At 68.5% G+C, this 26,656-nt stretch carries 24 protein-coding genes and 1 pseudogene; 14 read left to right on the top strand and 11 right to left on the bottom strand.

Annotated features, from left to right (window positions below; genetic code table 11):
* Positions 1-164 precede the first annotated feature (164 nt).
* Positions 165-1,340, top strand: a complete 1,176-nt coding sequence (gene metK / locus FHU13_RS04955; protein ID WP_183435097.1) for a methionine adenosyltransferase — start codon at positions 165-167, stop codon at positions 1,338-1,340.
* A gap of 11 nt (positions 1,341-1,351) precedes the next feature.
* On the top strand, positions 1,352-2,089 hold the full coding sequence (locus FHU13_RS04950; RefSeq protein WP_183434766.1) for a tRNA (guanosine(46)-N(7))-methyltransferase TrmB: 738 nt from the start codon (positions 1,352-1,354) through the stop codon (positions 2,087-2,089).
* Positions 2,090-2,271: 182 nt separating this feature from the next.
* Here the strand turns inward: FHU13_RS04950 and topA are convergent, their stop codons facing one another.
* From topA to FHU13_RS04930, 4 genes are all read right to left on the bottom strand, one after another.
* Positions 2,272-4,971, bottom strand: a complete 2,700-nt coding sequence (topA, locus tag FHU13_RS04945) for a type I DNA topoisomerase (RefSeq protein ID WP_183434765.1) — start codon at positions 4,969-4,971, stop codon at positions 2,272-2,274.
* Between the two features lie 148 nt (positions 4,972-5,119).
* The gene (locus FHU13_RS04940) at positions 5,120-6,067 is read right to left on the bottom strand and encodes a molybdopterin-dependent oxidoreductase (protein ID WP_183434763.1); all 948 of its coding nucleotides are present in this window, start codon (positions 6,065-6,067) and stop codon (positions 5,120-5,122) included.
* The gene (locus FHU13_RS04935; protein ID WP_183434761.1) at positions 6,064-6,936 is read right to left on the bottom strand and encodes a cytochrome b/b6 domain-containing protein; all 873 of its coding nucleotides are present in this window, start codon (positions 6,934-6,936) and stop codon (positions 6,064-6,066) included. Before FHU13_RS04935 ends, FHU13_RS04940 begins: the two co-directional genes overlap by 4 nt.
* Before the next feature lie 164 nt (positions 6,937-7,100).
* The gene (locus tag FHU13_RS04930; protein ID WP_183434759.1) at positions 7,101-7,400 is read right to left on the bottom strand and encodes a hypothetical protein; all 300 of its coding nucleotides are present in this window, start codon (positions 7,398-7,400) and stop codon (positions 7,101-7,103) included.
* Positions 7,401-7,674: 274 nt separating this feature from the next.
* Between FHU13_RS04930 and FHU13_RS04925 the strand changes: the two genes are divergently transcribed.
* The 7 genes from FHU13_RS04925 to FHU13_RS04895 all read left to right on the top strand — a co-directional run bounded on the left by FHU13_RS04925 (position 7,675) and on the right by FHU13_RS04895 (position 14,844).
* Positions 7,675-8,622 (top strand): aspartate carbamoyltransferase catalytic subunit, encoded by a 948-nt coding sequence (locus FHU13_RS04925; RefSeq protein ID WP_183434757.1) that lies wholly within the window; start codon positions 7,675-7,677, stop codon positions 8,620-8,622.
* A 5-nt stretch (positions 8,623-8,627) separates the two neighbouring features.
* Complete coding sequence (locus FHU13_RS04920) at positions 8,628-9,932, top strand: dihydroorotase (protein WP_183434756.1); 1,305 nt, start codon at positions 8,628-8,630, stop codon at positions 9,930-9,932.
* On the top strand, positions 9,929-10,537 hold the full coding sequence (gene plsY / locus FHU13_RS04915; RefSeq protein WP_183434754.1) for a glycerol-3-phosphate 1-O-acyltransferase PlsY: 609 nt from the start codon (positions 9,929-9,931) through the stop codon (positions 10,535-10,537). The genes FHU13_RS04920 and plsY overlap by 4 nt, the downstream gene beginning before the upstream one ends.
* A gap of 31 nt (positions 10,538-10,568) precedes the next feature.
* Positions 10,569-11,762, top strand: coding sequence for a DNA-processing protein DprA (gene dprA, locus FHU13_RS04910; protein ID WP_183434753.1), 1,194 nt, complete (start codon positions 10,569-10,571; stop codon positions 11,760-11,762).
* A gap of 393 nt (positions 11,763-12,155) precedes the next feature.
* Positions 12,156-12,977, top strand: a complete 822-nt coding sequence (locus FHU13_RS04905; protein ID WP_183434751.1) for an SGNH/GDSL hydrolase family protein — start codon at positions 12,156-12,158, stop codon at positions 12,975-12,977.
* Complete coding sequence (locus FHU13_RS04900) at positions 12,974-14,125, top strand: hypothetical protein (protein WP_183434749.1); 1,152 nt, start codon at positions 12,974-12,976, stop codon at positions 14,123-14,125. Before FHU13_RS04905 ends, FHU13_RS04900 begins: the two co-directional genes overlap by 4 nt.
* 38 nt (positions 14,126-14,163) lie before the next feature.
* Entirely contained in the window at positions 14,164-14,844 is a 681-nt protein-coding gene (locus FHU13_RS04895) for a DJ-1/PfpI family protein (RefSeq protein ID WP_183434748.1), read from the top strand.
* Positions 14,845-14,899: 55 nt separating this feature from the next.
* On the opposite strand, the gene ruvX is transcribed toward FHU13_RS04895, so the two are convergent.
* Both ruvX and FHU13_RS04885 read right to left on the bottom strand, forming a co-directional pair.
* Positions 14,900-15,394, bottom strand: a complete 495-nt coding sequence (ruvX, locus tag FHU13_RS04890) for a Holliday junction resolvase RuvX (protein WP_183434746.1) — start codon at positions 15,392-15,394, stop codon at positions 14,900-14,902.
* A complete protein-coding gene (locus tag FHU13_RS04885; protein ID WP_183434745.1) occupies positions 15,391-15,969 on the bottom strand; it encodes an SMI1/KNR4 family protein in 579 nt (192 codons plus the stop codon). The genes ruvX and FHU13_RS04885 overlap by 4 nt, the downstream gene beginning before the upstream one ends.
* Positions 15,970-16,135: 166 nt before the next feature.
* On the opposite strand from FHU13_RS04885, the gene FHU13_RS04880 reads away from it, so the two are divergent.
* From FHU13_RS04880 to FHU13_RS04865, 4 genes are all read left to right on the top strand, one after another.
* Positions 16,136-16,306, top strand: coding sequence for a hypothetical protein (locus FHU13_RS04880; protein WP_183434743.1), 171 nt, complete (start codon positions 16,136-16,138; stop codon positions 16,304-16,306).
* A 112-nt stretch (positions 16,307-16,418) separates the two neighbouring features.
* On the top strand, positions 16,419-16,706 hold the full coding sequence (gene gatC, locus FHU13_RS04875) for an Asp-tRNA(Asn)/Glu-tRNA(Gln) amidotransferase subunit GatC (protein WP_183434741.1): 288 nt from the start codon (positions 16,419-16,421) through the stop codon (positions 16,704-16,706).
* A gap of 90 nt (positions 16,707-16,796) precedes the next feature.
* Positions 16,797-18,278, top strand: coding sequence for an Asp-tRNA(Asn)/Glu-tRNA(Gln) amidotransferase subunit GatA (gene gatA / locus FHU13_RS04870; RefSeq protein ID WP_183434739.1), 1,482 nt, complete (start codon positions 16,797-16,799; stop codon positions 18,276-18,278).
* The gene (locus FHU13_RS04865) at positions 18,275-18,580 is read left to right on the top strand and encodes a hypothetical protein (protein ID WP_183434738.1); all 306 of its coding nucleotides are present in this window, start codon (positions 18,275-18,277) and stop codon (positions 18,578-18,580) included. Before gatA ends, FHU13_RS04865 begins: the two co-directional genes overlap by 4 nt.
* A 215-nt stretch (positions 18,581-18,795) precedes the next feature.
* On the opposite strand, the pseudogene FHU13_RS28515 reads toward FHU13_RS04865, so the two are convergent.
* The 4 genes and pseudogenes from FHU13_RS28515 to FHU13_RS04850 all read right to left on the bottom strand — a co-directional run.
* Positions 18,796-18,945 (bottom strand): annotated as a pseudogene (locus FHU13_RS28515) (GIY-YIG nuclease family protein); the annotation flags it as partial.
* 165 nt (positions 18,946-19,110) lie between these two features.
* Complete coding sequence (locus tag FHU13_RS04860; protein ID WP_183434736.1) at positions 19,111-22,284, bottom strand: efflux RND transporter permease subunit; 3,174 nt, start codon at positions 22,282-22,284, stop codon at positions 19,111-19,113.
* An 87-nt stretch (positions 22,285-22,371) separates the two neighbouring features.
* On the bottom strand, positions 22,372-23,697 hold the full coding sequence (locus FHU13_RS04855; RefSeq protein WP_183434735.1) for an efflux RND transporter periplasmic adaptor subunit: 1,326 nt from the start codon (positions 23,695-23,697) through the stop codon (positions 22,372-22,374).
* 386 nt (positions 23,698-24,083) lie between these two features.
* Complete coding sequence (locus FHU13_RS04850; protein WP_246714516.1) at positions 24,084-24,452, bottom strand: hypothetical protein; 369 nt, start codon at positions 24,450-24,452, stop codon at positions 24,084-24,086.
* A 351-nt stretch (positions 24,453-24,803) separates the two neighbouring features.
* Here FHU13_RS04850 and FHU13_RS04845 point away from each other — a divergent pair, with 351 nt between their 5' ends.
* Complete coding sequence (locus FHU13_RS04845) at positions 24,804-25,361, top strand: L,D-transpeptidase (protein ID WP_183434732.1); 558 nt, start codon at positions 24,804-24,806, stop codon at positions 25,359-25,361.
* Positions 25,362-25,434: 73 nt separating this feature from the next.
* Here FHU13_RS04845 and FHU13_RS04840 read toward each other — a convergent pair whose 3' ends face one another.
* Positions 25,435-26,487 (bottom strand): aliphatic amidase, encoded by a 1,053-nt coding sequence (locus tag FHU13_RS04840; protein WP_183434731.1) that lies wholly within the window; start codon positions 26,485-26,487, stop codon positions 25,435-25,437.
* Positions 26,488-26,656 lie beyond the last annotated feature (169 nt).

The following is a 26,656-nucleotide window of genomic DNA, read 5'->3' as shown; positions in this document are numbered from 1 at the left end:
ATCTCGGGCGGCGCGTCGAAAGCGGTATCACATCGTTCGTTAAAACGGACGATTTCGCCATTCCGGCTTGACCGTCCGAAACGTCGATGCGACAAGCCGCGCCTCTGGAGACCGGGTCAAGCGCCGTTGCAACACGAGGCGCGCCCGACAATCGGGGGTGCATGATGCCTCGTTCCGACTACCTCTTCACCAGCGAATCCGTCTCCGAAGGCCACCCCGACAAGGTGAGCGACCGGATCTCGGACACCGTGGTCGATGCCTACCTCGCCGCGATGCCGGAGGCGCGGCTCGGCGTCGAGACGCTGACGACGACGAACCGCGTCGTGATCGCGGGCGAGGTACGCGGCCCCGATTCCGTGACCTTCAAGGACCTTGAGGAGCTGACCCGCGAAGCCGTGCGCGACATCGGCTACGAGCAGTCCGGCTTCCACTGGAAGAACAACGACGTCGCCATCCACCTGCACGCGCAGTCGGCCGACATCGCCCAGGGCGTCGACGCCGCCGGCAACAAGGACGAGGGCGCGGGCGACCAGGGCATCATGTTCGGCTACGCCGCCGATGAGACCCCGGCCCTGATGCCGGCCCCGATCTTCTACGCCCACAAGATCCTCAAGGATCTCGCCGACGCGCGGAAGGCCAAGCAGGGCGACGCGGCCAAGCTCGGTCCCGACGCCAAGAGCCAGGTCACCGTGCGCTACGCCGATGGCCGTCCGGTCGAGGTGACGCAGATCGTGCTGTCGACGCAGCATCTCGACGAGTCGCTCGACTCGGCCGACGTGCGCGCCATCGTCGAGCCCTACATCCTCAAGGCCCTGCCGGAGGGTTGGGTCAACGAGGGCACCGCCTGGCACGTCAACCCGACTGGCAAGTTCGTGATCGGCGGCCCCGACGGCGATGCCGGCCTCACCGGCCGCAAGATCATCGTCGACACCTATGGCGGTGCGGCGCCCCACGGCGGCGGCGCCTTCTCGGGCAAGGATCCGACCAAGGTCGACCGCTCGGCCGCCTACGCCGCCCGCTATCTGGCCAAGAACGTCGTCGCCGCCGGGCTCGCCCGCCGCGCCACGATCCAGCTCTCCTACGCCATCGGCGTGGCCAAGCCCCTATCGATCTACGTCGACCTGCACGGCACCGGCACCGTGGACGAGGCGAAGCTCGAGTCGGTCCTGATGGACGCCCTCGACCTCTCGCCCCGCGGCATCCGCACGGCGCTGCAGCTCAATAAGCCGATCTACGCCCGCACCTCGGCTTACGGCCATTTTGGCCGCGAGCCCGATGCCGACGGCGGCTTCTCCTGGGAGAAGACCGATCTGGCGGCCAAGCTGAAGTCGGCCTTCTGAGCCCGACCCGCATGAAGGGGAGGGATGACAGCATCCCTCCCGAAACGGGTGGGACCGGTGACGCCGAGCGGGCCTTCTACGGGCGTCGCAAGGGCAAACGGCTGCGTCCGGGCCAGGAGCAGCGCCTCGAAGGGGCGCTGCCGCGCTTGCGCGTCGCGCTGCCCGAGCGCGGCGAATTCCTGGATCCGCCGAGCCTGTTCCCGGTTCCGATCGACGAGGTCTGGCTGGAGATCGGCTTCGGCGGCGGCGAGCACCTCGCGGCCCAGGCCGAGGCCAACCCGCGGACCGGCATCATCGGCTGTGAGCCCTTCGTCAACGGCGTGGTCAAGCTGCTGCGCGCGGTGGACGAGCGGTCTTTGCGCAACGTCCGCGTCTGGGACGAGGACGCGACCGCTCTGCTCGCCGCTCTTCCGGATGCGAGCCTCGCTCGAGTCTACCTGCTCTATCCTGATCCCTGGCCCAAGCGCCGCCAGCGCAAGCGCCGATTCGTATCGGACGCCTCACTCGCCGAGATCGCCCGGGTGCTGCGCCCCGGCGGCCATTTCCGTTTCGCCAGCGACATCGACGATTACGTTGGCTGGACCCTGGTCCGCGCCGCCCGCTGCCCGCAGCTCCGCTGGACGGCCGAGACCGCCGATGACTGGCGCCGACCGTTTCCCGGCTGGCCAGGCACCCGCTACGAGGCCAAGGCCCTCGCGGCCGGCAGGCGGCCGAGCTACCTGACGTTCGAGCAGGTCAGCGAGGGCTGACAGCGCCGCGATCTCCCTCTCCACTCCGCGGGAGAGGATGGCCCCGGTAGGAGGTCGGGTTAGAGAACCCAGACTTCCGCTCGATCGAGGCCGGCTGTGAGGGCACCGTCGTGCTGCCCCTCTCCCGCCTGCTCCGCAGATACCCTCTCCCACAGAGGGGAGAGGGTATCTTCAGGCGCGCCTCAGCTCGCCTTCGTTTTCGCGGAAGCCTTCTTCGCAGCCGCCGGCTTGGTCGCAGCCTTCGCCGCCGTCTTGCGGACCGCCGGCTTCTTCGCCTCAGCGCCGTCCGCCTTCTTCGTCGCCGTGCGGGCGCGGGCCGCCGTCTTGCGAACCGGCTTCTTGCCGCCGCCCGAGGCGCGCTTGGCATTGATGAGGTCGATCGCCTGCTCCAGCGTCAGGCTCTCGGCCGCCATGGTTTTCGGCAGCGTCGCGTTCACCGAGCCGTCGCTGACATAGGGACCGTACTTGCCCGCCTTGACCACGAGGTCGAGCCCGCCCGGATCCTTGCCGACCACGCGGCCGGGATCGGAGGAGGGGCGCCCGCCACCCTGCTCCTTGGCGACGATGAGATCGATGGCGCGGTTGGCGCCGATCTCCAGCACGTCGTCGTCCTTGCCGAGATTGGCATAGGTCTTTCCGTGCTGCACGTAAGGCCCGAAACGGCCAAGATTGGCCAGGATCGGCTCGCCGGTCTCTGGATGCTTTGCCACCTCGCGCGGCAGCGACAGCAGGCGCAGCGCGATCTCGAGCGTCACGCCGCTCGGGCTCATGCCCTTCGGAAGCGAGGAGCGCTTGGGCTTCTCCGCCCCCTTCTCGGACGACGCCTCGCCCAGCTGCACGAACGGCCCGAAGCGTCCGTCACGCAGGGTCACGGGCAGGCTGGTGGCCGGGTCGTCACCGAGCACCCGCACGCCGGGCTGGCTACCCTCGGCCGAGGAGCCATCGCCCTCACCCTCGACGCCGGACGCCGAGAGCTGCCGGGTGTACTTGCACTCGGGGTAGTTCGAGCAGCCGATGAAGGCGCCGAACTTGCCGAGCTTGAGCGAGAGCTGGCCCGAGCCGCAGGTCGGGCAGGCGCGCGGGTCGCCGCCATCCGCCTTCTCGGGGAAGATGTGGGGGCCGAGCAGCCCGTTGAGCGCCTCAAGAACTTCCGCGACGCGCAGTTCCTTGGTTCCGCCGATGGCAGCAGAGAAATCGCGCCAGAAGTCGCGCAGCACCGCCCGCCAATCGATCTCAGCGTTGGAGACCCGATCGAGCTGCTCCTCCAGACTCGCGGTGAAATCGTACTCGACATAGCGCTTGAAGAAGCTCTCGAGGAATCCGGTGACGAGCCGGCCCTTGTCCTCGGGCATCAGCCGCTTCTTCTCGATCTTGACGTATTCGCGATCGCGCAGCGTCTGGAGGATCGCCGCGTAGGTCGAAGGACGGCCGATGCCGAGCTCCTCCATCCGCTTTACGAGGCTCGCCTCGGAGTAGCGCGGCGGCGGTTCGGTGAAGTGCTGGGTCGAGGCGATACGCTCGCGCTTCAGCGGATCACCCGCCTTCATCGCCGGCAGGCGCTTCGAATCCTCGTCTTCCTCGTCGTCCTTGCCCTCTTGGTAGAGGGCGAGGAAGCCGTCGAACTTCACGACCTGACCTGTCGCGCGCAGGTCGATCCGGCGCGGGCCGACACTCGCGGTGACATCGACGGTGGTGCGCTCGAGTTCAGCCGATTCCATCTGGCTCGCGATGGTGCGCGTCCAGATCAACTCGTAGAGCCGGGCCTGCTCGGGCTCGAGATAGCGGGCGACCTGCTTCGGCAACCGGCCCATATCGGTCGGGCGCACGGCCTCGTGGGCCTCCTGCGCGTTCTTGGCCTTCACCGAGTACTTGCGCGGCGCGCCGGGGACGTAAGCGTCGCCGAACTCGCGGCCGATCACCCGGCGGGCATCCGCGATCGCCTCCGGCGCCATGTCGACGCCGTCGGTTCGCATATAGGTGATGATGCCGACGGTCTCGCCGCCGACATCGACGCCCTCGTAGAGCCGCTGCGCGACGCGCATGGTCTGCGCCGGCGCCATGCCGAGTTTTCGCGAGGCTTCCTGCTGGAGCGTGGAGGTCGTGAACGGAGGCTGCGGGTGGCGCTTGGCGGGCTTGGCCTCGACGCTCGCCACCTGGAAGGTCGCGAGTTCGAGGTCGCGCTTGAACGCCGCCGCTTCCTCGGCATTGCCGACATCGAGGCGCTGGATGCGCTTGCCATCGGCTCCCACGAGGCGTGCCTCGAACACGCCGCCGTTCTCGGTCGCGAGCGTGGCCACGATCGACCAGTACTCGCGGGGCTTGAAGCGCTCGATCTCCATCTCGCGCTCGACGACGAGACGGAGCGCAACCGACTGCACCCGGCCGGCGGACTTGGCGCCCGGCAGCTTACGCCACAGCACCGGCGAGAGATTGAAGCCGACGAGGTAATCCAGTGCCCGTCGAGCCAGATAGGCGTCGACCAGCGCTTGATCGATCTCACGGGGCTTCCTCATCGCCGCATCGACGGAGGCTTTGGTGATGGCGTTGAAGGTCACCCGCTCGACCGGGATGCCCTTGAGCGCCTTGCGGGCCGTGAGCGCCTCGATGACGTGCCAGGAGATCGCCTCGCCCTCGCGATCCGGGTCGGTCGCGAGGATGAGCTTCTCGGCGCCCTTCACGGCGCGTGCGATCTCGGACACGCGCTTCGAGCCGCGATCCTCCAACTCCCAGATCATGGCGAAATCGGCTTCCGGATCGACCGAGCCATCCTTGGCCGGCAGGTCGCGGATATGGCCGAAGGAGGCCAGAACCTCGTAATCGCGCCCCAGGTATTTGTTGATCGTCTTGGCCTTGGCCGGCGACTCGACGACGACGACTTTCATGAACCTCTGCCTCTCGCCAGAGCCTCACCGCGGGTACGGTTTTGGGGATGGCGCGGATGCGTACCGGTCGGGGGCCGGCTCTCGCGCCGCGCAGAAGTGGGTGAGCGGCGCGGCGTTGTCAAATCGGGAGAACGGGTGAGGCGCCGCCTCAGATGCCCGCGTACCACTCGTAACCGCGGTCTTCCCAGTAGCCGCCGTTGCCGTCGCCGATGCCCTTCAGGCCCTCGGTCACCTCGATCCGCATGACATATTTCGCCTGCTTGTATCCGAGTTGCCGCTCAACTCTCAGACGAAGCGGAGCGCCGTTCGAGACGGGCAGAGCCTGGCCGTTGAGGTCGTAGGCGAGGATCGTCTGCGGGTGATAGGCGTCGGTGAGATCGATGCTCTCGTAGTAGCGCACGGGCGTGCCCTGCACCTCCTCCCCCTCGTCCGTCGGGGCCTCGGCAGCGGCGGGCTGCGAATCGCTGGCTTGGTTCTCGGCGCCTTCCGGCCGCGACTCCATTCCGGGAGCGGCGGTCTTTTCCGTCTCCGCCGCCTCGTCGTCGCTGCCAGCCGCATATTCCATCGTGTCGGCGCAGTGGAACACGATGTAGCGGGCATTCGGCTTCAGGCCTGCGCGCTGCAGCACCTCCGAGAGCGGCACGCCGGTCCACTTGCCGATGGCGCTCCAGCCCTCGACGCAGTCGTGCCGCGTCGTCTGGGTACGGGCAGGCAGCGCCCGCAGGTCGGAAAGGCTCAGATCCTGCGGCCGCTCGACGAGGCCGTCGACGCGCAGCTTGAACCCCTCGAAACCCTTGGCGGCGAGCGCCTTGTAGGCCCGGTCCGGCGGCTCGATCGTGCCGTTCGGCTTGAACCAGGGCGAGATCTCCGAATCCGGAAATTCCTTGGCGAGCGAGGCCGGCGTGAGCAGCAGGCGCTGCACGAACAGATTGGCGTTCTCGCCCGCCTTCAGGGCGCGCTGGCCGGTCGGGCTCGCGGCGAACCGGTCGCAGCCGCCGAGCGCCGAGACGCCGAGGAGGCCGGCCGCCGCCGTGAGGAAGCCGCGGCGCTGGGGGCGGGGGATCTGCAGGCGGGGTCTCACAGGGCAGGGGGTCATGGGATCTCTCCCGAGCCGGCGGGAAGTTTTTTACGCTCGATCACGAACCAGCCGGTGATCATGCTGCGCATGTTGTTGGCCACGCCGGAGAGCAGCACGAGCAGAACGTGGACGATCACGAACAACACCAGCAGGTTGGTGACGATGAAGTGGACCGTGCGGGCCGATTGCCGGCCACCGAACAGGTCGGGCAGGGGTATCACGGCGTTGACGCCCGGCGACATCGACAGGCCGGTGATCAGCATCAGCGGCAGCAGCACCGCGACGACGACGAGATAGGAGAGCTTCTGCAGCACGTTGTAGCGCTTGGCCTCGTCGCCCTCGGGAAAGTGCAGGGTCAGGTGCTCGCGGATCGAGGAGCCGAACCCGCGCATCTGGTCGCCGTCAGGGATGAGGCGACGGCGCAGCTGTCCGGTGCCGATGCCGTAGAGCAGGTAGATCAGCCCGTTGATGACGAAGGCCCAGGCGAACAGAAAGTGCCAGCGCCGCCCCGTGGCGAGATCCTGGTGCGCCGGCAGAGTCGACCATGAGGGGAAGGCGCGGCCCGCCGGCTGGCCGTTGAGGTTCGACAGGCCGAGCACGCCTGTGGTGTCGAAGGTGTGGCCGGCGATGGTGACGATGCCGCGCGGCGTGCCGTCGTCCCGCTGGTCGTCGGTGATGGCGACGAACGGCTTGTCGAAGGTCGAGGCCGCGCCCCAGTAGAGCGCCGGATGAGCGTTGAAGATCTGCAGCCCGCTCATCAGCAGGATGGCGAGGCAGACCACGTTGATCCAGTGCGCCAGCCGGATCACCAGCGGGTGGCGAAACATCCATCGCCGCCGCACCGTCTCGACGATGTCGGGTCCCGAGAGCATCGATCCTGCGGCCACGGCGCGCTGTTCCCTGCAGAAGCGTTCCCGGCGGACATCGCGGACGAGCCGGCCCGGGAAAGCACGAAAAGCTTTCGCTCGAGACGAAAAAGCCCGCCCGGTCTAACCGGGCGGGCCAAGGATCGCCTAGATGGCGAGCCGGTCACAGTCGGGTGACGGGTGGATCACATTCCGCCCGCTCCGGACTCCATGCCGGAGCCGGAATTCATGCGCTTGGAGCGCATCATCTTCTTGCTCTTCATGGGCTTTTTCATCTTCTTGGTGCTGCGCTTCATCGGGCGCTGCTCCTGGCCCATGTCGTCGCCCATCGCACCCTGCTGCATTTGGCCGCCCATCTGGCCGCCCGTTTGCCCACCCATGCCGGGCTCCATGCCGCCCCGCTGCATGCCCTGAGCGTAAGCGCCCGACGAGAGAGCGAGACCGAGCGAGAGTGCGCCGGCGGTCAGGAGAAGTCGCGTATTCATGGGCTACCTTTCGTTTCGGGTAGGCAAGCAAATACCGGGACAGGCATTCGACGCGCTCAAACCCCAACAGATGTTCGGAAAACGGAAGCGGGGCCGGTTCGTTCAGATTTTTCTCGATCACGGGCTCGCGATGACGAAGAAAATCTCCCATCGGCGATGGGACGAGATCGTTTTTCCCTCACCCCGTCGCCCGTGCCGGTCGTCCCAACGCTCCCGTGCCTTGCCGCGTCCCTTCCGGACACCTATAGCGCGGGGCCGACGCCAGAACCGCCGCATGACCGCTCAGACCGCACCCGCCTTCCCGCACCGGCACCTGCTCGGCATCGAAGGCCTGAGCCGTCCCGATATCGAGTCGCTACTGGAGCGCGCCGATGCCGCCGTCGCCCTGTCGCGGCAGGTCGAGAAGAAGCGCACGGTCTTACGGGGTCGCACGCAGATCAACCTGTTCTTCGAGCCCTCGACCCGCACACAGTCTTCGTTCGAACTCGCGGGCAAGCGCCTCGGCGCCGACGTGATGAACATGTCGGTGGCCTCGTCCTCGGTGAAGAAGGGCGAGACGCTGATCGATACGGCGGCGACGCTCAACGCCATGCGGCCCGACATCATCGTGGTACGCCACCATTCCGCGGGCGCCGTGCATCTGCTGGCCCGCAAGGTCGATTGCGCGGTGGTGAACGCGGGCGACGGCGCCCACGAACACCCGACCCAGGCGCTCCTCGACGCCCTCACCATCCGCCGCAACAAGGGCGGCATCGAGGGCCTTCAGGTCGCGATCTGCGGCGATGTCCTGCATTCGCGGGTGGCGCGCTCGAACATCATCCTGCTCCAGGCGCTGGGTGCCCGGGTGCGGGTGATCGGCCCCTCGACGCTGCTGCCCACCGGCATCGAGCGCTTCGGCGTCGAGGTCTTCACCAACATGCGCGAGGGGCTGAAGGGCTGCGACATCGTGATGATGCTGCGCCTTCAGCGCGAGCGCATGAACGGCTCCTTCGTGCCGAGCGTGAAGGAGTATTTCCGCTATTACGGCCTTGATGGCGATAAGCTGGCGCTCGCCAAGCCCGACGCCCTGGTGATGCATCCCGGCCCGATGAACCGAGGCGTCGAGATTGCCTCCGACATCGCCGACGGGGCGCAGTCCCTGATCCGCGAGCAGGTCGAGATGGGCGTCGCCGTGCGCATGGCCGTGCTGGAAGCGCTGGCGACCCACCTGCCGAACGGGTGACCCGAATGAGTGCGCTCATCCTCTCCAACGCCCACCTCCTCGATCCAGCCACCGGCCGCGAGGGTCCCGGGGCCGTTCTCGTGCACGACGACCGTATCGCCGACGTTGCTTGGGGCGCCGCGCCCGGCGCGCCCGAGAGCGCTCAGAACATCGATTGCGGCGGGCTCACCCTCGCGCCCGGCCTGATCGATCTGCGCGCCTTCGTCGGCGAACCCGGCGCCGAGCACCGCGAGACCCTGGCCTCGGCCAGCGCCGCAGCGGCGGCAGGCGGGGTGACGACCCTGGTCTGCATGCCCGACACCAACCCCGTCATCGATGGGCCGGCCATCGTCGATTTCGTGCTGCGCCGCGCCCGCGACACGGCGAGCGTCAACGTGCTGCCGGCCGCCGCCATCACCAAGGGGCTGGCCGGTCGCGAGATGACCGAGTTCGGCCTGCTGGCGGAAGCCGGCGCGGTGGCCTTCACCGACGGGCTGAAGGCGGTCACCAACGCGCAGGTGATGCGCCGCGCGCTGACCTACGCCCGGGACTTCGGCGCCCTGCTGATGCAGCATGTCGAGGAGCCGGATCTCGTCGGCGACGGCGTGATGAACGAGGGCGAGATGGCCTCGCGTCTCGGCCTGCTCGGCATTCCCCGCGAGGCCGAGACGGTGATGCTGGAGCGCGACATCCGCCTCGTGCGCCTCACCGGCGGGCGTTACCACGCGGCGATGATCTCCTGCGCCGATTCGGTCGAGATCGTGCGGCGGGCGAAGGAGGCGGGCCTGCCCGTCACCTGCGGCGTCTCGGTCAACAACCTCGTGCTCAACGAGGGCGACATCGGCCACTACCGCACCTTCTGCAAGCTCTCGCCGCCACTTCGCCGCGAGGACGACCGCAAGGCGGTGATCGCCGCGCTCAACGAAGGCGTGATCGACGTCATCGTCTCCGACCACAACCCGCAGGACGTCGAGACCAAGCGCCTGCCGTTTGCCGAGGCCGCCGACGGCGCGCTCGGCATCGAGACGCTTTTGGGGGCCAGCCTTCGCCTGCTGCACACCGGCGACGTGACGCTGAAGACGCTGCTCACTGCGCTCTCCGCCAATCCGGCCAAGCTGCTCGGCCGCGAGGCAGGGCGTCTCGAGACGGGGGGGCCCGCCGACCTCGTCCTGATCGACCCCGACCTACCCTACCTGCTGGACAAGCGTCAGCTGAAGTCCCGCTCCAAGAACTCGCCCTTCGACGAGGCCCGGCTCCAGGGCGCAGCGGTGCTGACGCTCGTCGGCGGCCGGATCGTCCACCACTCCGACCTTTCGGCCGTCGCCGCATGACCACGCTGCTCGCGGCCAGCTGGCCGGCCCTCATCGCCGCCCTCGTGTTCGGCTACGCCTGCGGTGCGATCCCCTTCGGGTTGATCCTCACGAAGTTCGCAGGCCTCGGCGACGTGCGGGCGATCGGCTCCGGCAATATCGGCGCGACCAACGTGCTGCGCACCGGCCGCAAGGGACTCGCGGCCGCGACCCTTCTCTGCGACGCGCTCAAGGGCACGCTGCCGGTGCTCGCCGCTGGCCACTGGGGAGAGGGGCCGGCGCTCGCCGCCGGGCTCGGCGCCTTCCTCGGCCACCTCTTCCCGGTCTGGCTCGGTTTCAAGGGCGGCAAGGGCGTGGCGACCTTCATCGGCGTACTGCTGGCGCTGAGCCCGCTGACCTTGCTCGCCTTTGCCGCGGTCTGGCTCGGGCTGGCCTATGCCCTGAAATACTCCTCGCTTGCGGCGCTAGCGGCCTCGGCTGCCACGCCCGTCATGCTGTGGGCACTCGGACACGGAGCGGTTGCAGCGCTCTTCCTCGTGCTCGCGGCGCTGCTATGGTGGAAGCACGCGCCCAACATCCGCCGACTCGCCGCCGGCACCGAGGGCCGGATCGGGCAGAAGGGCTGAAGACGGCCCCCTCCCGTCAGGAGGGGACCGGATGCAGCTCACCGACGAACAGCGCCTCGATTGGCTGCGGCTGATCCGCACCGACGGCATCGGCCCGCGCACCTTCCGCGGCCTGATCAACCGTTTCGGCAGCGCGGCCGCCGCGCTCGACGCCCTACCGGACCTGACGAAGCGCGCGGGCAAACACGCCGTTCCGCTCTCGAAGGCGGAGGCCGAGCGCGAGATGGCCGCCGCCGCCCGCCTCGGCATCCGCTTCCTCGCCATGGGGGAGGCGGCCTATCCCAAGGCGCTGCACGCCACCGAGACCGCGCCACCGTTGATCGCGCTGCGCGGTGACCCGGCCACGCTTCTGAAAGCTTCGGTGGCGATGGTCGGCTCGCGCAACGCCTCGACGGCCGGCCTCGCCTTCGCCGAGCGGCTCGCCCGCGGGTTCGGCGAGGCCGGTCTCGTCGTGGTGTCCGGCCTCGCCCGCGGCATCGACGCCCGCGCCCACAAGGCCACGCTCGCCACCGGCACCGTCGCGGTCCTCGCGGGCGGTCAGGACCGGATCTATCCGGAGAACCATGCCGGCCTCGTTGAGGAGATTGTCGGAGCGGGCGGGGCAGTGGTCGCCGAGATGCCGATGGGCTGGGTACCGCGTGGGCGCGACTTTCCCCGGCGCAATCGCATCATCTCGGGGCTCAGCCTCGGCACGGTCGTCGTGGAAGCCGCACGCCGCTCCGGCTCGCTCATCACCGCCCGCTTCGCCTTGGAGCAGGGTCGCGAGGTTTTCGCGGTTCCGGGCTCGCCCCTCGATCCGCGGGCGGAGGGCACCAACGACCTGATCCGTCAGGGGGCGACTCTGGTCTGCGAGGTCGAGCACGTCCTGTCCGCTCTCGCCCCGCTGATGGCCGGGGGCGTGCCGCCCGCGGACGGCCTGAACGACCGCCCCGAGGCGTCGGGCACTCTCGATTACTGGGATGAGATCGATTTCGACGGTAGCGCTTCGACCGCCCTGCCGCTGTTTGCCGATGCGGCGGAGGCGGCCGACCCCTTCCTCGAATCCCAGGACGACCGCGCCCGGCTGATCGCCTGTCTCAGCCCCACCCCGGTCGGGACGGACGAGCTCGCCCGCTCGTCCGGCTTGCCGGTTCGGATCGTGCAGACGACGCTGCTCGAACTTGAACTCGACGGACGGATCGAGCGGCACGGGAGCGGGACGGTTTCCTTGGCTTCGCGGGCATGAGCCAAGTGATCCCGCTGGCGAATACGGGCGAGGCAGGCGGCAGACCGGTGCCGTTGCAGTTCTCGATCGCTGTTTCCGAGGATGCGCGATGGTGCCGTGAGGACACAGCAGATCGACCTCCGTCAGCGCGATGAGAAACCGGAGCCTCTCGGACCTCGCAACAGCGTCAAACGACGTGCTCCTATAACCAAAGAACCGTTCATCCGGCGCTCGCGCTTAAGAGTCTGTCAAACACTGCGCATTGCCGTTGTGACGAATCATGATTATTGAGCCGCAATCCGACCTCGATTCGGGTAGAAGGATCGAAATCGGTAGTTCCGCGAAAGCCCCCGGACGAGGCGGCACGCGGGCGGGGGCTTGAAAGCGGTGGTGCGGTTTCTTCGTCATGCTCGGATGCGGGTAGTCCTCATTGGACGTCCGCGGCGGCTCGCCGGCGCGGCGGCGCTGATGCTGGCCCTCACCCTCTCCTCGACCGCGGTCCTCGCCTACGCCGACCTGCTGCCGGCGAGCCTCGATCTGGATCTCGGCCTGTTCGAGGACGCCGCGCCGGGCAGCCTTCCGCACGTCGCCCAGAAGATCGCGTTGGGCGGGTCACTGACCATCGTCGCCTTCGGCTCCTCTTCGACGGAGGGCATCGGCGCCAGCACGCCCGCCGCCGCCTACCCCGCCCGCCTCGAAGCCGGTCTACGGCGTGCCCTGCCGCATCTCGCCGGCAGGATCACCGTCGCCAACCGCGGTATCGGCGGCGAGGCGGTGGACGAGATGCTGGCCCGGCTCGACCGCGACGTGATCGCCCCTCGGCCCGATCTCGTGATCTGGCAGACCGGAAGCAACGATGCCCTTCGTGGTGTCTCCCTCGACCATTTCCGCGAGGCGACCGAGGCGGCGCTGGAACGCATCCGCGCGGCGGGCATCGACGTGGTGCTGATGGAGCCGCAATGGTGCCCGGCCCTCGACGCGACGCCCGGCGCCGACCGGTTCCGCGACGCGGTGCGCGCCCTCGGCCGCGACCTCGACATCCCGGTGATCCGCCGCTCGGAGCTGATGCGCGACTGGATCGGCCAAGGGCGCCTGACCCACACCGAATTGTTCGCCAAGGACGGCCTGCACATGGCGGATGGCGGCTACGCCCTGCTCGCCGAGGCCGCGCAGGATACCGTGCTCGACGGCGCCGACGCGGCGCCGGTCGCCGTCGCTGCGGCGGGGGCGGATTGAGGCACTCCCTCGGGGCGGCTCGCCTCGCCCGCTGCCTCGCAGCCGGCCTGCTGCTCACAGTCGCACCGGTCGCGGCGGCCGACACGCGCCTGCTGCCCGAGAACCCACGCTACGCCCGCAACAGGGCTTGCGCGGATGTGACCGTGGCGGCGCCGGCGCGGCGGCCCGGCACGCACCCGCTCGACGACAGGATCAGCCCCAATCCCGCTCTGTCGCCGATGAGCCAGGGCGACAGCGCGATCTGTTTCGCCTACGCCACCGCCGACATGATCTCGCAGCGCATCGGTGTCACCGTTTCGGCGCTCGATGTCGCCACCCGCTACTACTTCGCCGACCCGGCGGGCTTGCTGCACAGCCGCGACCGCGCGTTGCGGAGCTACCTGCGCCGGCATCCCGATCTCGCGGAAGAGATCGCCGAGAGCCGCAACGATACCGAGGCGAGCCGCGAGCGCAATCCGGGCCGGAAGCCCTATTTCGACAAGCTGGAGGACGGGCAGGAGGAGGCGGCGGCGCTCCTCTACAATCTCGGCGGCCTGTGCACGGATCGGGACCTGCCCTCCTTCGACGGCTACGGCCAGCACGCCCGCACCCTCAGTGCCCTGCGCTGGCGCAGCCGCGTCGCCGCCCCGAAGATCTCGTGGCGCAGCCTCGGCGGGACGGTGCCGCGTCTGCGCGACCCGGCCACCGACGCCTTCAACGCGGGCTGGATCGCCCATGTCGAGCGGCGCTGCCGGCGAAAGCCCCTGCCGGTGCCGCTGATCCCGGTCTCGGATTCGATCGCCGACAACCAGCTCGACTTCATGGACAAGGCCGCCCGTCAGGAACCGGGCCTGACGGCCGGCACCGACCGGCTGATGGCGATGATCGACTACGCCCTCGACCGGGGCCGCCTGCCGGTGATCGGCTACTCCTGGTACGTGCTGGAGGAGCGCAACCCGAAGGACCCGGACATCGCCGCCGACCATTCGAGCCCGATCATCGCACGGCGCAAGGCGGGCGGGCGCTGCCAGTACCACCTGCAGGACAATACCGGCGAATACTGCGCCCGGATGCGGCCGGGCATCCGGGAGCGCTGCGACCACGGCCGGGTCTGGCTCGACGAGGACGAGTTGCGCGCCTCGCTCTACAGCGTGATCTATCTGCGGTAGATCTTTTCGAGCGCGGGATAGGGGCCAGGATTCGGGACATGACGATCGAGATCGGCTTCCTCGTCTTCCCCCGGGTGCAGCAACTCGACCTCACCGGGCCCTACGAGGTGCTGGCCATGGTGCCGGGCACCCGCGTCCACCTCGTCGCAAAGGAGATGGGACCGATCGCGAGCGCCACCGGCCTTGTGCTCACGCCCTCGGTCACCTTCGCCGAATGTCCGGTCCTCGACGTGATCTGCGTGCCCGGCGGCAGCGGCGTGAACCCGCTGATGGAGGATGCCGAGACCCTCGACTTCCTGCGCCGTCAGGCGGAGAGCGCGCGCTATCTCACCTCCGTCTGCACCGGTGCCCTGGTGCTCGGCGCAGCGGGACTCCTGCAGGGTAAGCGCGCCACGACGCATTGGGCAGCGCACGACCTGCTCGCCGCCTTCGGGGCGATCCCGACACAGGGACGCGTGGTGCGCGACGGCAACCTGATCACCGGCGGCGGCGTGACCGCGGGCATCGATTTCGGCCTGACGCTCGCCGCCGAACTGGCGGACGAGGCGACCGCGAGGGCGATCCAACTCCATCAGGAATACGCGCCGGCTCCGCCCTTCGATGCGGGCCGGCCGGAGAGCGCCGGGCCCGAGATCCTCGCGGCCGCCCGCGAGCGGCTGTCGGCGACGCGCCGGGAACGGGAGGCCATCGTGGCGCGGCTCGCCCGATCCGGAGCCTGACGCGCAGGACTCGGCCTGGCTTCTCGATGGCTCGTGATGACGGTCGAGGCAGGGGTTAAAACGCGTCCGTGTCCTCTTCCCTTCCCAAGAGGCCGCCCATCACGTCGAGGCAGCTTTGCAGGATGTAGGCGGCGGCGAGCTTGTCCACGAGTTCGCCACGCCGCGCCCGCGACGCGTCCGCTTCGAGCAGGGTGCGGGTGACGGCGGCGGTGGAGAGCCGCTCGTCGAAGAACAGCACCGGCAGAGGCAGCAGCGGCTTGAGGTTGCGGGCGAAACTGCGGCTCGATTGCACCCGGGGGCCTTCCGAACCGTCCATGTTGAGCGGCAGGCCGATCACGAGGCCACCGACCGCGTGGGTCGCGCAGAGCGTCACGATCCGTTGCGCGTCCGGCGTGAACTTCACCCGGCGGATGGTCTCCAACGGCGAGGCGATCTGCCGTCCCACATCGGACAGGGCAAGCCCGATGGTCTTGGTGCCGAGGTCGAGCCCGATCAGGCGCGGCGCTCCGGCCGAGGCTTCGGCAAAGGCCACGATCTCTTCCCGGTTCACGAAGCCGTCGCTCCGAGCTGTTCCAGGGCCGCCGCGTCGTCGCCCTCGAAGGTCGCGGGCAGCGGACCTTCCCCGTCGCCGAGGATGTGCAGGATCTCGAGTCCCTGAAGCCCGCGCAGGAAGGTGGTGAGGTCGGCGCCGCCGAAATGCACCGTCTCCAGATCGGCGCACAGCACCCAGATGTCGTATTCGGGAAAGCCCGGCGTCACGTCGAAGAACAGGAAGTCGCCCCGCTCGGTCTGTCCGAAGAAGCAGGCCCGCTCCATCAGCTCGGCATCGGCGTCACCCTCGATGGTGAAGCGGTGCGGCTCGTCGCTGTCCTCGTTGCGCAGGCCGTCGAGGGCGAGCGCGACGCCGTGCGAGATCAGATGCGCGCGCGCGCTGAGATCGGCCGCCGCCATCGGAACAGGGGTGAAGATGCGCAGATGCCCGCCGATCCGCCCGGCGCCGCAGCTCTGCGCGAAGCTGCGGTAGCTCTGTGGGAGGGGGAAGCCGAGCTCCGCCTCGGCGCGGGCGAGATCCGCCTCGCTCGACGGCAGGCCCGGACGCAGCTCCCGGAAGACGCTGTCCCACATGCCCCGTCCTCCCCATACATCCGAAGAGGGAGGGGCTTACGCCTGCCCGCGCGGACTTGTCCACCGCGCAGATTAACCAAGCCCGACGGTTGTCCGTGCCGGGATGGAGCGACGAACGGAAAGCGGTGTTAAAGCTTCGTTAACTACGTCGGAGCCGCCTCGCCCCATGCCGCTGCCAGCCGTCAATTCCGGATCAGGCCGCTTATCGCGGCGGCACGTGTTGATGCTGATGCTCGCGTTGGAAATCCTTGTCGCCGGCACCTACAACGCCGACCGCTACCGCCGTCCCGGCATCAGCGTGGACATGCCGGTGACGCGCGGCCACGTTATCGTCTGAATCCCCTGAAGAGCGGCCGGCCGCCATCGGCGTTGCTCCTGCGCGAAGGCGGGTGCTATAGCCCGGCGCATTCCGGGCAGGGCTCTTTCCCGCCCGAGACAGGCAAGGCGGCATGTCGGTCGACGAGAAGACGGTACGGCGCATCGCGCATCTGGCTCGCATCGCGGTGACCGACGAGGAGGTCGGCCCGCTGAAGGGCGAACTCAACGCGATCCTCGCCTTCGTGGAGCAACTCGGCGCTGTCGACGTCGAGGGCGTCGAGCCCATGACCTCCGTCACTCCGATGCGCATGAAGAAGCGCGAGGATGTCGTGAACGACGGCGGGCGGGCGAGCGACATCGTCGCCAACGCCCCGGAGACCGAGGACAACTATTTTCTCGTGCCGAAGGTCGTCGAGTAAGGTTTCTCGGCATCGTCGGAGCAGCTTCTCCGGCCCCTCGCGGAGGCGAACCAACGCCCGCGGGGTCGGGCGCGTAGGTCTGGAACGGGCATGACGGCACTCAACGAACTCACCCTGGCCGAGGCCCGCGACGGGCTGAAGGCCAAAGATTTCTCGGCCCGCGAGATCGCGCAGGCGCATCTCGACGCCATCGACAAGGCGCAGGCGCTCAACGCCTACATCGTCGCGACGCCCGACCGCGCCCTGAAGATGGCCGACGTCTCCGACCAGAAAATCGCCAAGGGCGAGGGCCGGCCCCTCGAAGGCTTGCCGCTCGGCATCAAGGACCTGTTCGCGACGCAAGGGGTGCACACCACGGCGGGCTCGAAGATCCTCGAAGGGTTCGAGCCGCACTACGAGTCGAACGTCTCGGCCCAGCTCTGGCGCGACGGCGCAGTGATGCTGGGCAAGCTCAACCTCGACGAGTTCGCCATGGGCTCGTCCAACGAGACCAGCGCCTACGGCAAGACGATCTCGCCCTGGCGCCGCCAGGGCTCGGACGCACCGCTCGTGCCCGGCGGTTCGTCGGGCGGCTCGGCGGCGGCGGTGGCCGCGCATCTCTGCCTGGGCGCCACCGCCACAGATACCGGCGGCTCGATCCGCCAGCCTGCGGCTTTCACCGGCACGGTGGGCATCAAGCCGACCTATGGGCGCTGCTCGCGCTGGGGCATCATCGCCTACGCCTCCTCTCTCGATCAGGCCGGGCCGATCGCCCGCACGGTGCAGGATTGCGCGATCCTGCTCGGCTCCATGGCCGGTCACGACCCGCGCGACACCACCTCGGTCGACCTGCCGGTGCCGGATTTCGAGGCGGCGATCTCCCGCGGGGTGAAGGGGCTCACCATCGGCATCCCGCGGGAATACCGGGTCGAGGGCATGCCCGCCGAGATCCAGCGGCTGTGGGACCAGGGCGCGGACTGGCTGAGAGAGGCCGGCGCGACGATCAAGGAAATCTCGCTGCCGCACACGCAGTACGCGCTGCCGGCCTACTACATCGTGGCGCCGGCCGAGGCCTCCTCGAACCTCGCCCGCTACGACGGCGTGCGCTACGGCCTGCGGGTGCCCGGCAAGGACATTGCCGGGATGTACGAGAACACCCGCGCCGCCGGCTTCGGACGCGAGGTGAAGCGGCGCATCATGATCGGCACCTACGTGCTGTCGGCGGGCTACTACGACGCCTACTACGTGCGGGCGCAAAAGATCCGTACGCTGATCAAGCGCGACTTCGAGGCGGCCTACGCCTCCGGCATCGACGCGATCCTGACTCCGGCGACGCCGTCGGCGGCCTTCGGCATCGGCGAGATGGCGAGCGCCGACCCGGTCGAGATGTACCTCAACGACGTGTTCACGGTGACGGTGAACATGGCCGGGCTGCCCGGCATCTCGGTGCCGGCCGGCCTCGACGCGCAGGGGCTGCCGCTCGGCCTTCAGTTGATCGGGCGTCCCTTCGACGAGGAGACGCTGTTTGCTGCCGCGCAGACGATCGAGAACGCGGCCGGGCGGATCAGCCTGCCGAAGGCGTGGTGGGCGTGAACGCGGCTCCCGTCGTCCCGGTCTACGCGTTCTCGGTCTGGATCCTCGCCGGGTTCGATCCCCTGCTGATCCTGATCGCCGTTGTCCTGGGCTGGAAGGCGGATCAGTTCGGCAAGGTGTTCATCGCGGCCATCGCCGCGCTGGCCGTCTCGGTGCTGTTCGCGTGGCTCGTCACACGGATCGGCCTGCCTTGGCCGGCCCCGGTCGCGGCCGACCTGCCGACCTTCTTCCCGGTGCGGACGGTGTCGGCCTTTCTATGGGCGGCGCTCGGGTACGGGGCGCGGCGGGTGCTGAAGCGCTGAACGGGCGCCAATCCCGCCCTGATTCCTGAAGCATCCTTCGAGGCCGCTTCGCGGCACCTCAGGATGAGAGGGGTTGAGCGGGATGAACCGGCTCGTGCCGGCGGGCGTTTCGCCAAAAACTGCACCCTGTCCCAAACCTCTGCGATCAGCGCTTCCTTCTTGGCGCTGCTCCAGCCCTTGATACGGCGCTCGGCCGCGATCGCATCCGTGATGCGGTCGAACCACTCAGCGTAGACCCATACTACCGGGCGACGGTGATAGGTGTAGCCGACATGCGTTCGGGCTTGATGTTCGGCCAGCCGCCTGTCGAGGGACACGCCGCGGGCCGAATCGACATGATACCTGCCGTCGGCACACGGCGGCATGTAGACGAACGCGGTCGAGACGGCCTCGGTGAAGGGAAGGCGAACCTCTCACCTTTGGTCGGATTCGCGATCCGCCTTCAGCGTCGACGGAATCCACCACGCTCCCCATACTGAGGTGCGCGCGGCACGCGCAGCTCGAAGCAGGCGCGCCGCTCCTCCCATCCGCTACTCCGCCGGCACTGAGTGACTGTGGCCAGCCCTGTGGGTCTCCTCCGGCGTCGCCTCGGCGGTCTCGCCCGCGGCCACATCCTTGCGCCGGAACAGGCGCATCACCACCACGAAGAACACCGGCACGAAGAACACCGCGAGCACGGTGGCCGAGATCATGCCGCCCATCACGCCGGTGCCGATGGCCTGCTGGCTCTTCGAGGAGGCGCCGGTGGCGATCGCCAGCGGCACCACGCCGAAGATGAAGGCGAGCGAGGTCATCACGATCGGCCGGAAGCGCAAGGTCGCCGCCTGGATCGTCGCCTGGGCGATGTTGGTGCCGGGCTTCCACAGGTCCTTGGCGAACTCCACGATCAGGATCGCGTTCTTGGCCGACAGGCCGATGATCGTGATGAGCCCGATCTTGAAGTAGACGTCGTTGGGCAGGCCGCGCAGGTACACCGCTGCCACCGAGCCGATCACGCCGAGCGGGATGACGAGCAGCACCGAGACCGGGATCGCCCAGCTCTCGTAGAGCGCGGCGAGGCACAGGAACACGATCAGCACCGAGAGGGCGAGGAGCAGCGAGGCTTGGCTTCCCGCCTTCTTCTCCTGCTCAGACTGGCCGGTCCAGGTGTAGCCGAAGCCCTTCGGCATCCGCGTCATCAGCCGTTCCATCTCGGCGATGGCGTCGCCCGAGGTGTAGCCCGGTGCCGGCTCGCCGGTGAAGCGGACCGACTGATAGCCGTTGAAGCCCACTATCTGGCTCGGACCCATGCTCCACTTGAGATCGGCGAAGGAGGACATCGGCACCATGGTGCCCTGGCTGTTCTTCACCGCGTAGTTGAGGATGTCGGCGGCCTGCATGCGCTGCAGCTGCTCCGCCTGCACGTAGACGCGCTGCATCTTGCCGAGGTTCGGGAAGTCGTTGGTGTAGACCGAGCCGAGATTGACCTGGATCGCGTCGTTGATGTCCTCGAACTTCACCCCGAGCGCGGCCGCCTTCTCGCGGTCGATGATGAGCTCGGCCTGCGGCGTCGGCGGGAGACCCTCGACCTTCACCTTCTGGAGGATCGGGCTCTGCCGGGCCAGCGACAGCAGCTGGGCCTCCGCGGCGGCCAGCGCCGAGTAGCCCTTCTGCGCTCGGTCCTGCAGGCGGAACGAGAAGCCCGCCGCGTTGCCGAGGTTATCCACCGGCGGCGGCTCCTGGGCGTCGACGACGGCGTCGCGGTAGCCCGCCATCGCCTCGTTGGTGGCGGCCACGAGGGCGGCCGCGGAGTTCGCCGCGTCGCGCTCGGACCACGGTTTCAGGGTGACGAAGGCCTGACTCAGGTTCGGCCCCTGGCCCGAGAACGAGAAGCCGTTGAGCGTGGTGACCGTGGCGACACCCGGCTGCGCCAGCAGGAACTCCTCCACCTTGCGCACGGCGCCTTGTGTCCGGTTGAACGAGGCACCGGGCGGGGTCTGGATGTCGACGGTGAAGAAGCCCTGGTCCTCGATGGGCAGGAAGCCCTCGGGCAGACGGATGAAGGCGAAGGCGGTGCCGGCGACGAGGATCAGGTAGATCACCATGACCCGGCCGGACTTCTTGATGCACCACGCCGCGCCGCGGCCGTAGCGGGCCGTCTCACGGTCGACGATCCGGTTAAACCAGCCGAAGAAGCCGCCCTTGGCGTGGCCGTGTCCCTTCTCGATCGGCTTCAGCAGCGTGGCGCAGAGCGCCGGGGTCAGGGTCAGCGCCAGCAGCGCCGAGAAGGCGATCGAAGTCACCATCGCGATCGAGAACTGACGGTAGATGATGCCGACCGAGCCGGGGAAGAAGGCCATCGGGATGAACACCGCGACCAGCACCAGCGTGATGCCGATGATCGCGCCGGTGATCTGCTCCATCGCCTTGGCCGTCGCCTCCTTGGGCGGCAGCCCCTCCTCGTTCATGATGCGCTCGACGTTCTCGACGACGACGATGGCGTCGTCGACGAGGATGCCGATGGCGAGCACCATGCCGAACATCGTCAGCACGTTCACCGAGAAGCCGGCGAGCAGCATCACCATCACGGTGCCCATCAGAGCGATCGGCACGACGATGGTCGGGATCAGGGTGTAGCGGATGTTCTGCAGGAACAGGAACATCACGACGAAGACCAGCACCACGGCCTCGACGAGGGTCATCATGACCTTCTTGATCGAGGCCTTCACGGCGGGCGTGATGTCGTAGGGGATGTCCCACTTCAGGCCCGGCGGGAAGAACTGCGACAGCTCCTCCATCTTGGTGCGGATGGCGTTGGCGGTCTCCAGCGCGTTGCCGTCGGGGGCCAGCGTCACCGAGATGCCGGCCGCCTCGCCGCCGTTGAGCCGCGTCGAGAACTGGTAGGCATCGCCGCCGAGTTCGATCCGGGCCACGTCGCGCAGGCGCACGTTCGAGCCGTCGGGATTGGCCCGCAGCACGATCGCGCCGAAATCGTCCACGGTGCTGAGCTGGCCCTTGACGATGATGGGCGAGAAGACCGCGTGATCGACCGGGCTCGGCTGCGCGCCGACGGCACCGGAGGCGATCTGGATGTTCTGGTTGCGGATCGCGTCGGTCACGTCGCCGGGGGTCAGCGACAGGCCGCGCAGCTTGTCCGGATCGACCCAGACGCGAAGGCTGCGCTCGGTCGAGTAGAGAGTGGCGCGGCCGACCCCCGGGATGCGGCGGATCTCGTTGATCACGTTGCGCATCAGGAAGTCGCCGAGCCCGATCTCGTCCATCTTCCCGTCGGTCGAGACCAGGGTGATGATGTTGAGCGTGGCGGCGGAGGCTTCTTCGACGAGGATGCCGTTCTGGCGCACCTCCGCGGGCAGGCGCGCTTCGACGCGCTTGAGGCGGTTCTGCACCTCGACCGAGGCCAGCGCCGGGTCGGTGCCGGGCTCGAAGGTCGCCGTGATGTTGATCGAGCCGAAGGAGTCGGTCGTCGACTCGAAGCTCATGATGTTGGCCGCGCCGTTCAGCTCGTCCTCGATGAGGCGGGTCGTCCCCGTGTAGAGGCTCTCCACCGAGGCGCCGGGGAAGGCGGTCGAGAGGGCGATCGAAGGGGGCGCGATCACCGGGTATTGCGCAACCGGCAGCAGCGGAATCGAGAGGGCGCCGCCCAGGATGATGAACAGGGCGACCACCCAGGCGAAGACCGGCCGGTCGATGAAGAAGCGGGCCATGAGGGGGCTCGTAGCGTCGTGTCGGGTTCGAGCCGGCGGGATCGGGCGATCCGCCGGCGGCACGGCATCGGGACGATCAGTCGGCGGTCAATCGGCGAACTGAGCGACGGGCTGGGCGACCGGATCGGTCGCAGCCGAACCCTTCTCGTTCGTTTCCTTGCCGTCGGTGTCGTGGCTGTCGGTATCGATCGGCTTGCCCTCGTCGGCAGCCGCCTCCGTCTTCCAGGGGACGGTCTTCACCTGAATGCCCGCGGTGATCTTCTGGAAGCCCTCGACGACGACCTTCTCGCCCCCCTCGAGCCCCTCGCGGATCAGCCAGTTGCCGCCGACGACCGGACCGACCTCGACCGGCTGGAGCATGACCTTCCCATCGGGCTTGACCACCCAGACCTCCGGCTTGCCGTCGCTGGTCCGCTGGATCGCCTGCTGCGGCACGGCGATGGCGTCCGCGTCGATGCCCTGCTTGATCCGGGCGCGGACATACATGCCGGGGAACAGCTCGTTGTGCGGGTTGGGGAACTGCACCCGAAGCGTCACCTGACCCGTGCTCGGATCGGCGGTGACGTCGGAGAAGAGCAGGCGGCCGGCCGAGCCGTAGAGCGAGCCGTCATCCATGATGAGGTGGACGTTGGCGGTATCGGCGGCGAGCTTGGAGAGTTCACCCGAGGCGATGTCGCGGCGCAGCTTGTTCAGTTCGCCCACCGATTGGGTGATGTCGACATAGATCGGGTCGAGCTGCTGGATCGTGGCGAGCACGCCGGTGATGCCGGACTCGATCAGCGTGCCCTCGGTGAGCAGCGCCCGGCCGATGCGGCCGGAGATCGGCGCACGCACGTCGGTCCAGGACAGGTTGAGCCGCGCCCGGTCGCGGGCCGCCTTGGCACCGGCGACCTCGGCCTCGGCCTGCTTCTTGGCGGCAAACGCCGTGTCGTACTGCGCCTGGCTCGCGGTGTTGCGGGCGAGCAGCGTCTCAAGGCGTTCGGCCTGCTGGTTGGCCAAAACCAGGGCGGCCTCGCGGTTGGCCAGCGCCGCCTCGGCGCTCGCGAGTTCCACCTGATAGGGGGCCGGGTCGATCTTGTAGAGGACGTCGCCCTCGTTGACGTAGCTGCCCTGCTCGAACAGCCGCTTGACCACCAGACCCGAGACCCGCGAGCGCACCTCGGCGATGCGCATCGGCGCGACGCGGCCGGGGAGGTCACGGACATAGGGGATCGGCTGCGGGCGCACGCTGACGACGCTGACCTCGGGCGGCGGCAGGGGAACGGGCGCGGCGGCCTTCTGCTCGTTGCAGGCCGAGACGGCGACGAGGACGGCGCCGACGAGGAGGGAGGCCGGCAGGGTCCAGCGGAAACGGCTGCGGCCGGTCTTGTCGAGACCGGGCCCGCGACCGGGCGACTGGGGGGACGGCGTCACGATGAGGTTGCTCCTACGATGCTCTACAGGTCGCATCGGCGTCTTTCTGCCGGCGGTCAGCCGTCGGGCCAATGCGACGGACGCGGGCGGCGATCTTCGCGTCAAGGAAGCCGCTCCGCGTCGCGGGGGCGGGCGGAGACCGGGCCGGTCTCGCGCACCGTTGCAATCACCGGGCCGCCACGACGATCAAGGATCGGGAGGGCCCTGGACGAGGATGCCGAAAGCATCGGGGATCGGCCGTGCAGGACGATGGAGTGCGGTCGACCTGCATCCTGGGCGCGAAGTTTGGCAATCCGACGACAGCGTGGACGTGCGCCGTGCCATCGCTCAAGCCCTTCGAGATGCCCGTCCCTTCGGGGTACCTTGCGGCCGGGACGGCCCGCAGGTCAGGTCCGGGGCGGACGCTCGAACGGACCGCTTTCCGCCGCAGTGGGGTTCCGATCGGAAGCCGGGCGCGGAAGGGTCGAGGCGTCCGCGCCATCCGGGCCGGGAAGGATCGCGCTCAAGCGCCCGTGGCTCGCCACCTCGTCGAGATCGAGCATCACCCGCCCGACCCGCGCGCTCGCGAGCGGGTCCATGTCGGGGCACTGCTCGAACGTCGCCACGGCGCGAGCCTGGGGGACACCGCCGAGAGCCGCACCGTCGGCCGGTAGGCCGATGACGACGAGCAGGCTCAGCAGCCCGACCACGACGGACAGGACGATACGGGTCGGAAGGCCGGCATGTGCACGGCCCGGCGAGGCAGGGCGGGGCATGAGGGTCACGGTGACATCATTGTGGTGGACGAAACGTTGCCATGCAATCGAGTGCGACATTCTGGCCGGCTCACCGGCGCAGCCTCTAAGAGCTCCCATCCTGCGAAACATACCGAGGCCGTCGGTGGATGTGCCAGGCGGCACGGCGTTCCGGGCAGGCCCGGCGATTTGGCGCGGGCGTTGCCCAGAACCCACACCCTTGCCTTCCTCCTGCCGTGACCGGCCGGCCAAAAGCGCTCGATCGGCCCGCCGGACTTCGCTCGCGGCGGCGCCCCTTCGAGGAGGACTCCCGTCTTGACGACCCGATCCTTACCCGCCCCATGCCGGCCGCACCGTCCGGCGCTTTCGCGCGTGGCCGCAACGCTCGCCCTCGGTGGCGCCCTCGCGATCGCCGCGCTCGCGCCGGCGCACGCCAACCCGCTCGACAGCGGGCCGCTCGCCGACTTCATCAACGTCTTCAAGACGCAGGCCATCCCCCGCGAGACGGTGGCCTATTCGGGCAAGGAGAAGCCCGGCACGATCGTGATCTCCACGAGCCAGCGCCGGCTCTACTACGTGCTCGGCGGCGGCGAGGCGATCCGCTACGGCGTCGGCGTCGGGCGGCGCGGCTTCTCGTGGTCGGGCACGAAGACGATCACGGGCAAGAAGGAATGGCCGGCCTGGCGCCCGCCATCGCAGATGCTCGCCCGCCGCCCGGACCTGCCGCGCTACATGGCCGGCGGCCAGGACAATCCGCTGGGCGCACGCGCCATGTATCTCGGCTCCTCGCTCTACCGCATCCACGGCTCCAACGAGCCCGAGACAATGGGCGCGGCGGTGTCCTCCGGCTGTATCCGCATGACCAACAAGGACGTGGTCGATCTCTACGACCGGGTGCGGGTGGGGACGAAGGTGATCGTGAAGGACTAACGGAAAGCGCCCTCCGCCCGGATCGGGTGGAGGGCTCTTGGCCGTGTCACTCAGGCATGGACCCCATTCGGGCTCAGCGCGGGTCGGGCGGTCCTTCGCCCTTGCCGACGAAGGGGATGCCCTCGATCGGGCATTCCTCGGTGCCGACGCTCGAACGTGTGATGGCGCGCACCGCGTCGCGGGTGCCGTCGGGGTCCTCGATCCAGCGGCGGTAGAAGTCGTAGGGGCATTCCGACATCCCGTGCCGGTTCTCCTTCGAGTTGATCATGCCCGTGTAGCCGCGGTGCAGGAGCTTGAAGAGGTGGTTCTCCGACTGGCCGTGAGCTCGGAAGTCGCGGATCAGGAACTTCGACAGCGCCGCGTACTGGATGCCCATCTCCTCCTCGCCGCACTCGCCGAGCGTGCGGCCGTCGAAGCCGATGATCGCCGAGTGGCCGAAGTAGGAGTAGACGCCGTCGAAGCCGGCGGCGTTTGCGACCGCGACGTAGGTGTTGTTGGCGAACGCCATCGCCTTCGAAATGAGAACCTGCTGTTCCTTGGCCGGGTACATGTAGCCCTGGCAGCGGATGATCAGTTCGGCACCACGCATGGCGCAGTCGCGCCAGATCTCGGGATAATTGCCGTCGTCGCAGATGATCAGGCTGATCTTGAGCCCCTTCGGGCCATCGGAGACGTAGGTGCGGTCGCCCGGATACCAGCCCTCGATCGGGGTCCAGGGCATGATCTTGCGGTACTTCTGGACGATCTCGCCCTGGTCGTTCATCAGGATGAGCGTGTTGTAGGGCGCCTTGCGGGGATGCTCCTCGTGGCGCTCGCCGGTCAGCGAGAACACGCCCCAAACTCCCGCCTTGCGGCAGGCATCAGCGAAGATCTCGGTCTCGGCGCCGGGAATGGACGAGGCGGTCTCGTACATCTCGGATGCGTCGTACATGATGCCGTGGGTCGAGTATTCAGGGAAGATCACGAGATCGAGACCTGGCAGGCCGGCCTTCATCCCGATGATCATATCGACGATCTTCTTGGCGTTCTCGATGACCTCAGCCTTGGTGTGCAGGCGCGGCATCTTGTAGTTCACGACCGCGACGCCGACGCTGTCCTGACTCGATGAAATATCGCCGTGCATCATGGCGGTGTTTCCTCCGGTTCGTGAGAGGGGAGGGGCCCGCCGCGCGAGTCCCGGTCTTGGCTCGAGGCGAGGGCTAGCCCGGTGCGAGTCCGAGGAGGGTTCCGAGCGGAACGACGAGGGTGAAGCCGCCGTAGAATCCGTCCTTGGCGCGGCGCGCGGTGAAGGGGTT

The organism is Methylobacterium sp. R2-1, from assembly GCF_014191355.1.
In the GTDB taxonomy this organism is placed as follows: Bacteria; Pseudomonadota; Alphaproteobacteria; order Rhizobiales; family Beijerinckiaceae; genus Methylobacterium.
This window is presented reverse-complemented; position numbering and strand designations above follow the sequence as displayed.

Excerpts from the sequence above, each read along its gene's own strand:
- FHU13_RS04905 (WP_183434751.1), top strand. The coding sequence starts at position 12,156 with ATGCGGGTAGTCCTCATTGGACGTCCGCGGCGGCTCGCCGGCGCGGCG.
- FHU13_RS04920 (WP_183434756.1), top strand. The coding sequence starts at position 8,628 with ATGAGTGCGCTCATCCTCTCCAACGCCCACCTCCTCGATCCAGCCACC.
- gatC (WP_183434741.1), top strand. The coding sequence starts at position 16,419 with ATGTCGGTCGACGAGAAGACGGTACGGCGCATCGCGCATCTGGCTCGC.
- FHU13_RS04930 (WP_183434759.1), bottom strand. The coding sequence starts at position 7,400 with ATGAATACGCGACTTCTCCTGACCGCCGGCGCACTCTCGCTCGGTCTC.
- plsY (WP_183434754.1), top strand. The coding sequence starts at position 9,929 with ATGACCACGCTGCTCGCGGCCAGCTGGCCGGCCCTCATCGCCGCCCTC.
- FHU13_RS04895 (WP_183434748.1), top strand. The coding sequence starts at position 14,164 with ATGACGATCGAGATCGGCTTCCTCGTCTTCCCCCGGGTGCAGCAACTC.
- FHU13_RS04860 (WP_183434736.1), bottom strand. The coding sequence starts at position 22,284 with ATGGCCCGCTTCTTCATCGACCGGCCGGTCTTCGCCTGGGTGGTCGCC.
- FHU13_RS04925 (WP_183434757.1), top strand. The coding sequence starts at position 7,675 with ATGACCGCTCAGACCGCACCCGCCTTCCCGCACCGGCACCTGCTCGGC.
- gatA (WP_183434739.1), top strand. The coding sequence starts at position 16,797 with ATGACGGCACTCAACGAACTCACCCTGGCCGAGGCCCGCGACGGGCTG.
- topA (WP_183434765.1), bottom strand. The coding sequence starts at position 4,971 with ATGAAAGTCGTCGTCGTCGAGTCGCCGGCCAAGGCCAAGACGATCAAC.
- FHU13_RS04950 (WP_183434766.1), top strand. The coding sequence starts at position 1,352 with ATGAAGGGGAGGGATGACAGCATCCCTCCCGAAACGGGTGGGACCGGT.
- FHU13_RS04885 (WP_183434745.1), bottom strand. The coding sequence starts at position 15,969 with ATGTGGGACAGCGTCTTCCGGGAGCTGCGTCCGGGCCTGCCGTCGAGC.
- metK (WP_183435097.1), top strand. The coding sequence starts at position 165 with ATGCCTCGTTCCGACTACCTCTTCACCAGCGAATCCGTCTCCGAAGGC.
- FHU13_RS04880 (WP_183434743.1), top strand. The coding sequence starts at position 16,136 with ATGCCGCTGCCAGCCGTCAATTCCGGATCAGGCCGCTTATCGCGGCGG.
- FHU13_RS04840 (WP_183434731.1), bottom strand. The coding sequence starts at position 26,487 with ATGATGCACGGCGATATTTCATCGAGTCAGGACAGCGTCGGCGTCGCG.
- FHU13_RS04850 (WP_246714516.1), bottom strand. The coding sequence starts at position 24,452 with ATGCCCCGCCCTGCCTCGCCGGGCCGTGCACATGCCGGCCTTCCGACC.
- dprA (WP_183434753.1), top strand. The coding sequence starts at position 10,569 with ATGCAGCTCACCGACGAACAGCGCCTCGATTGGCTGCGGCTGATCCGC.
- FHU13_RS04940 (WP_183434763.1), bottom strand. The coding sequence starts at position 6,067 with ATGACCCCCTGCCCTGTGAGACCCCGCCTGCAGATCCCCCGCCCCCAG.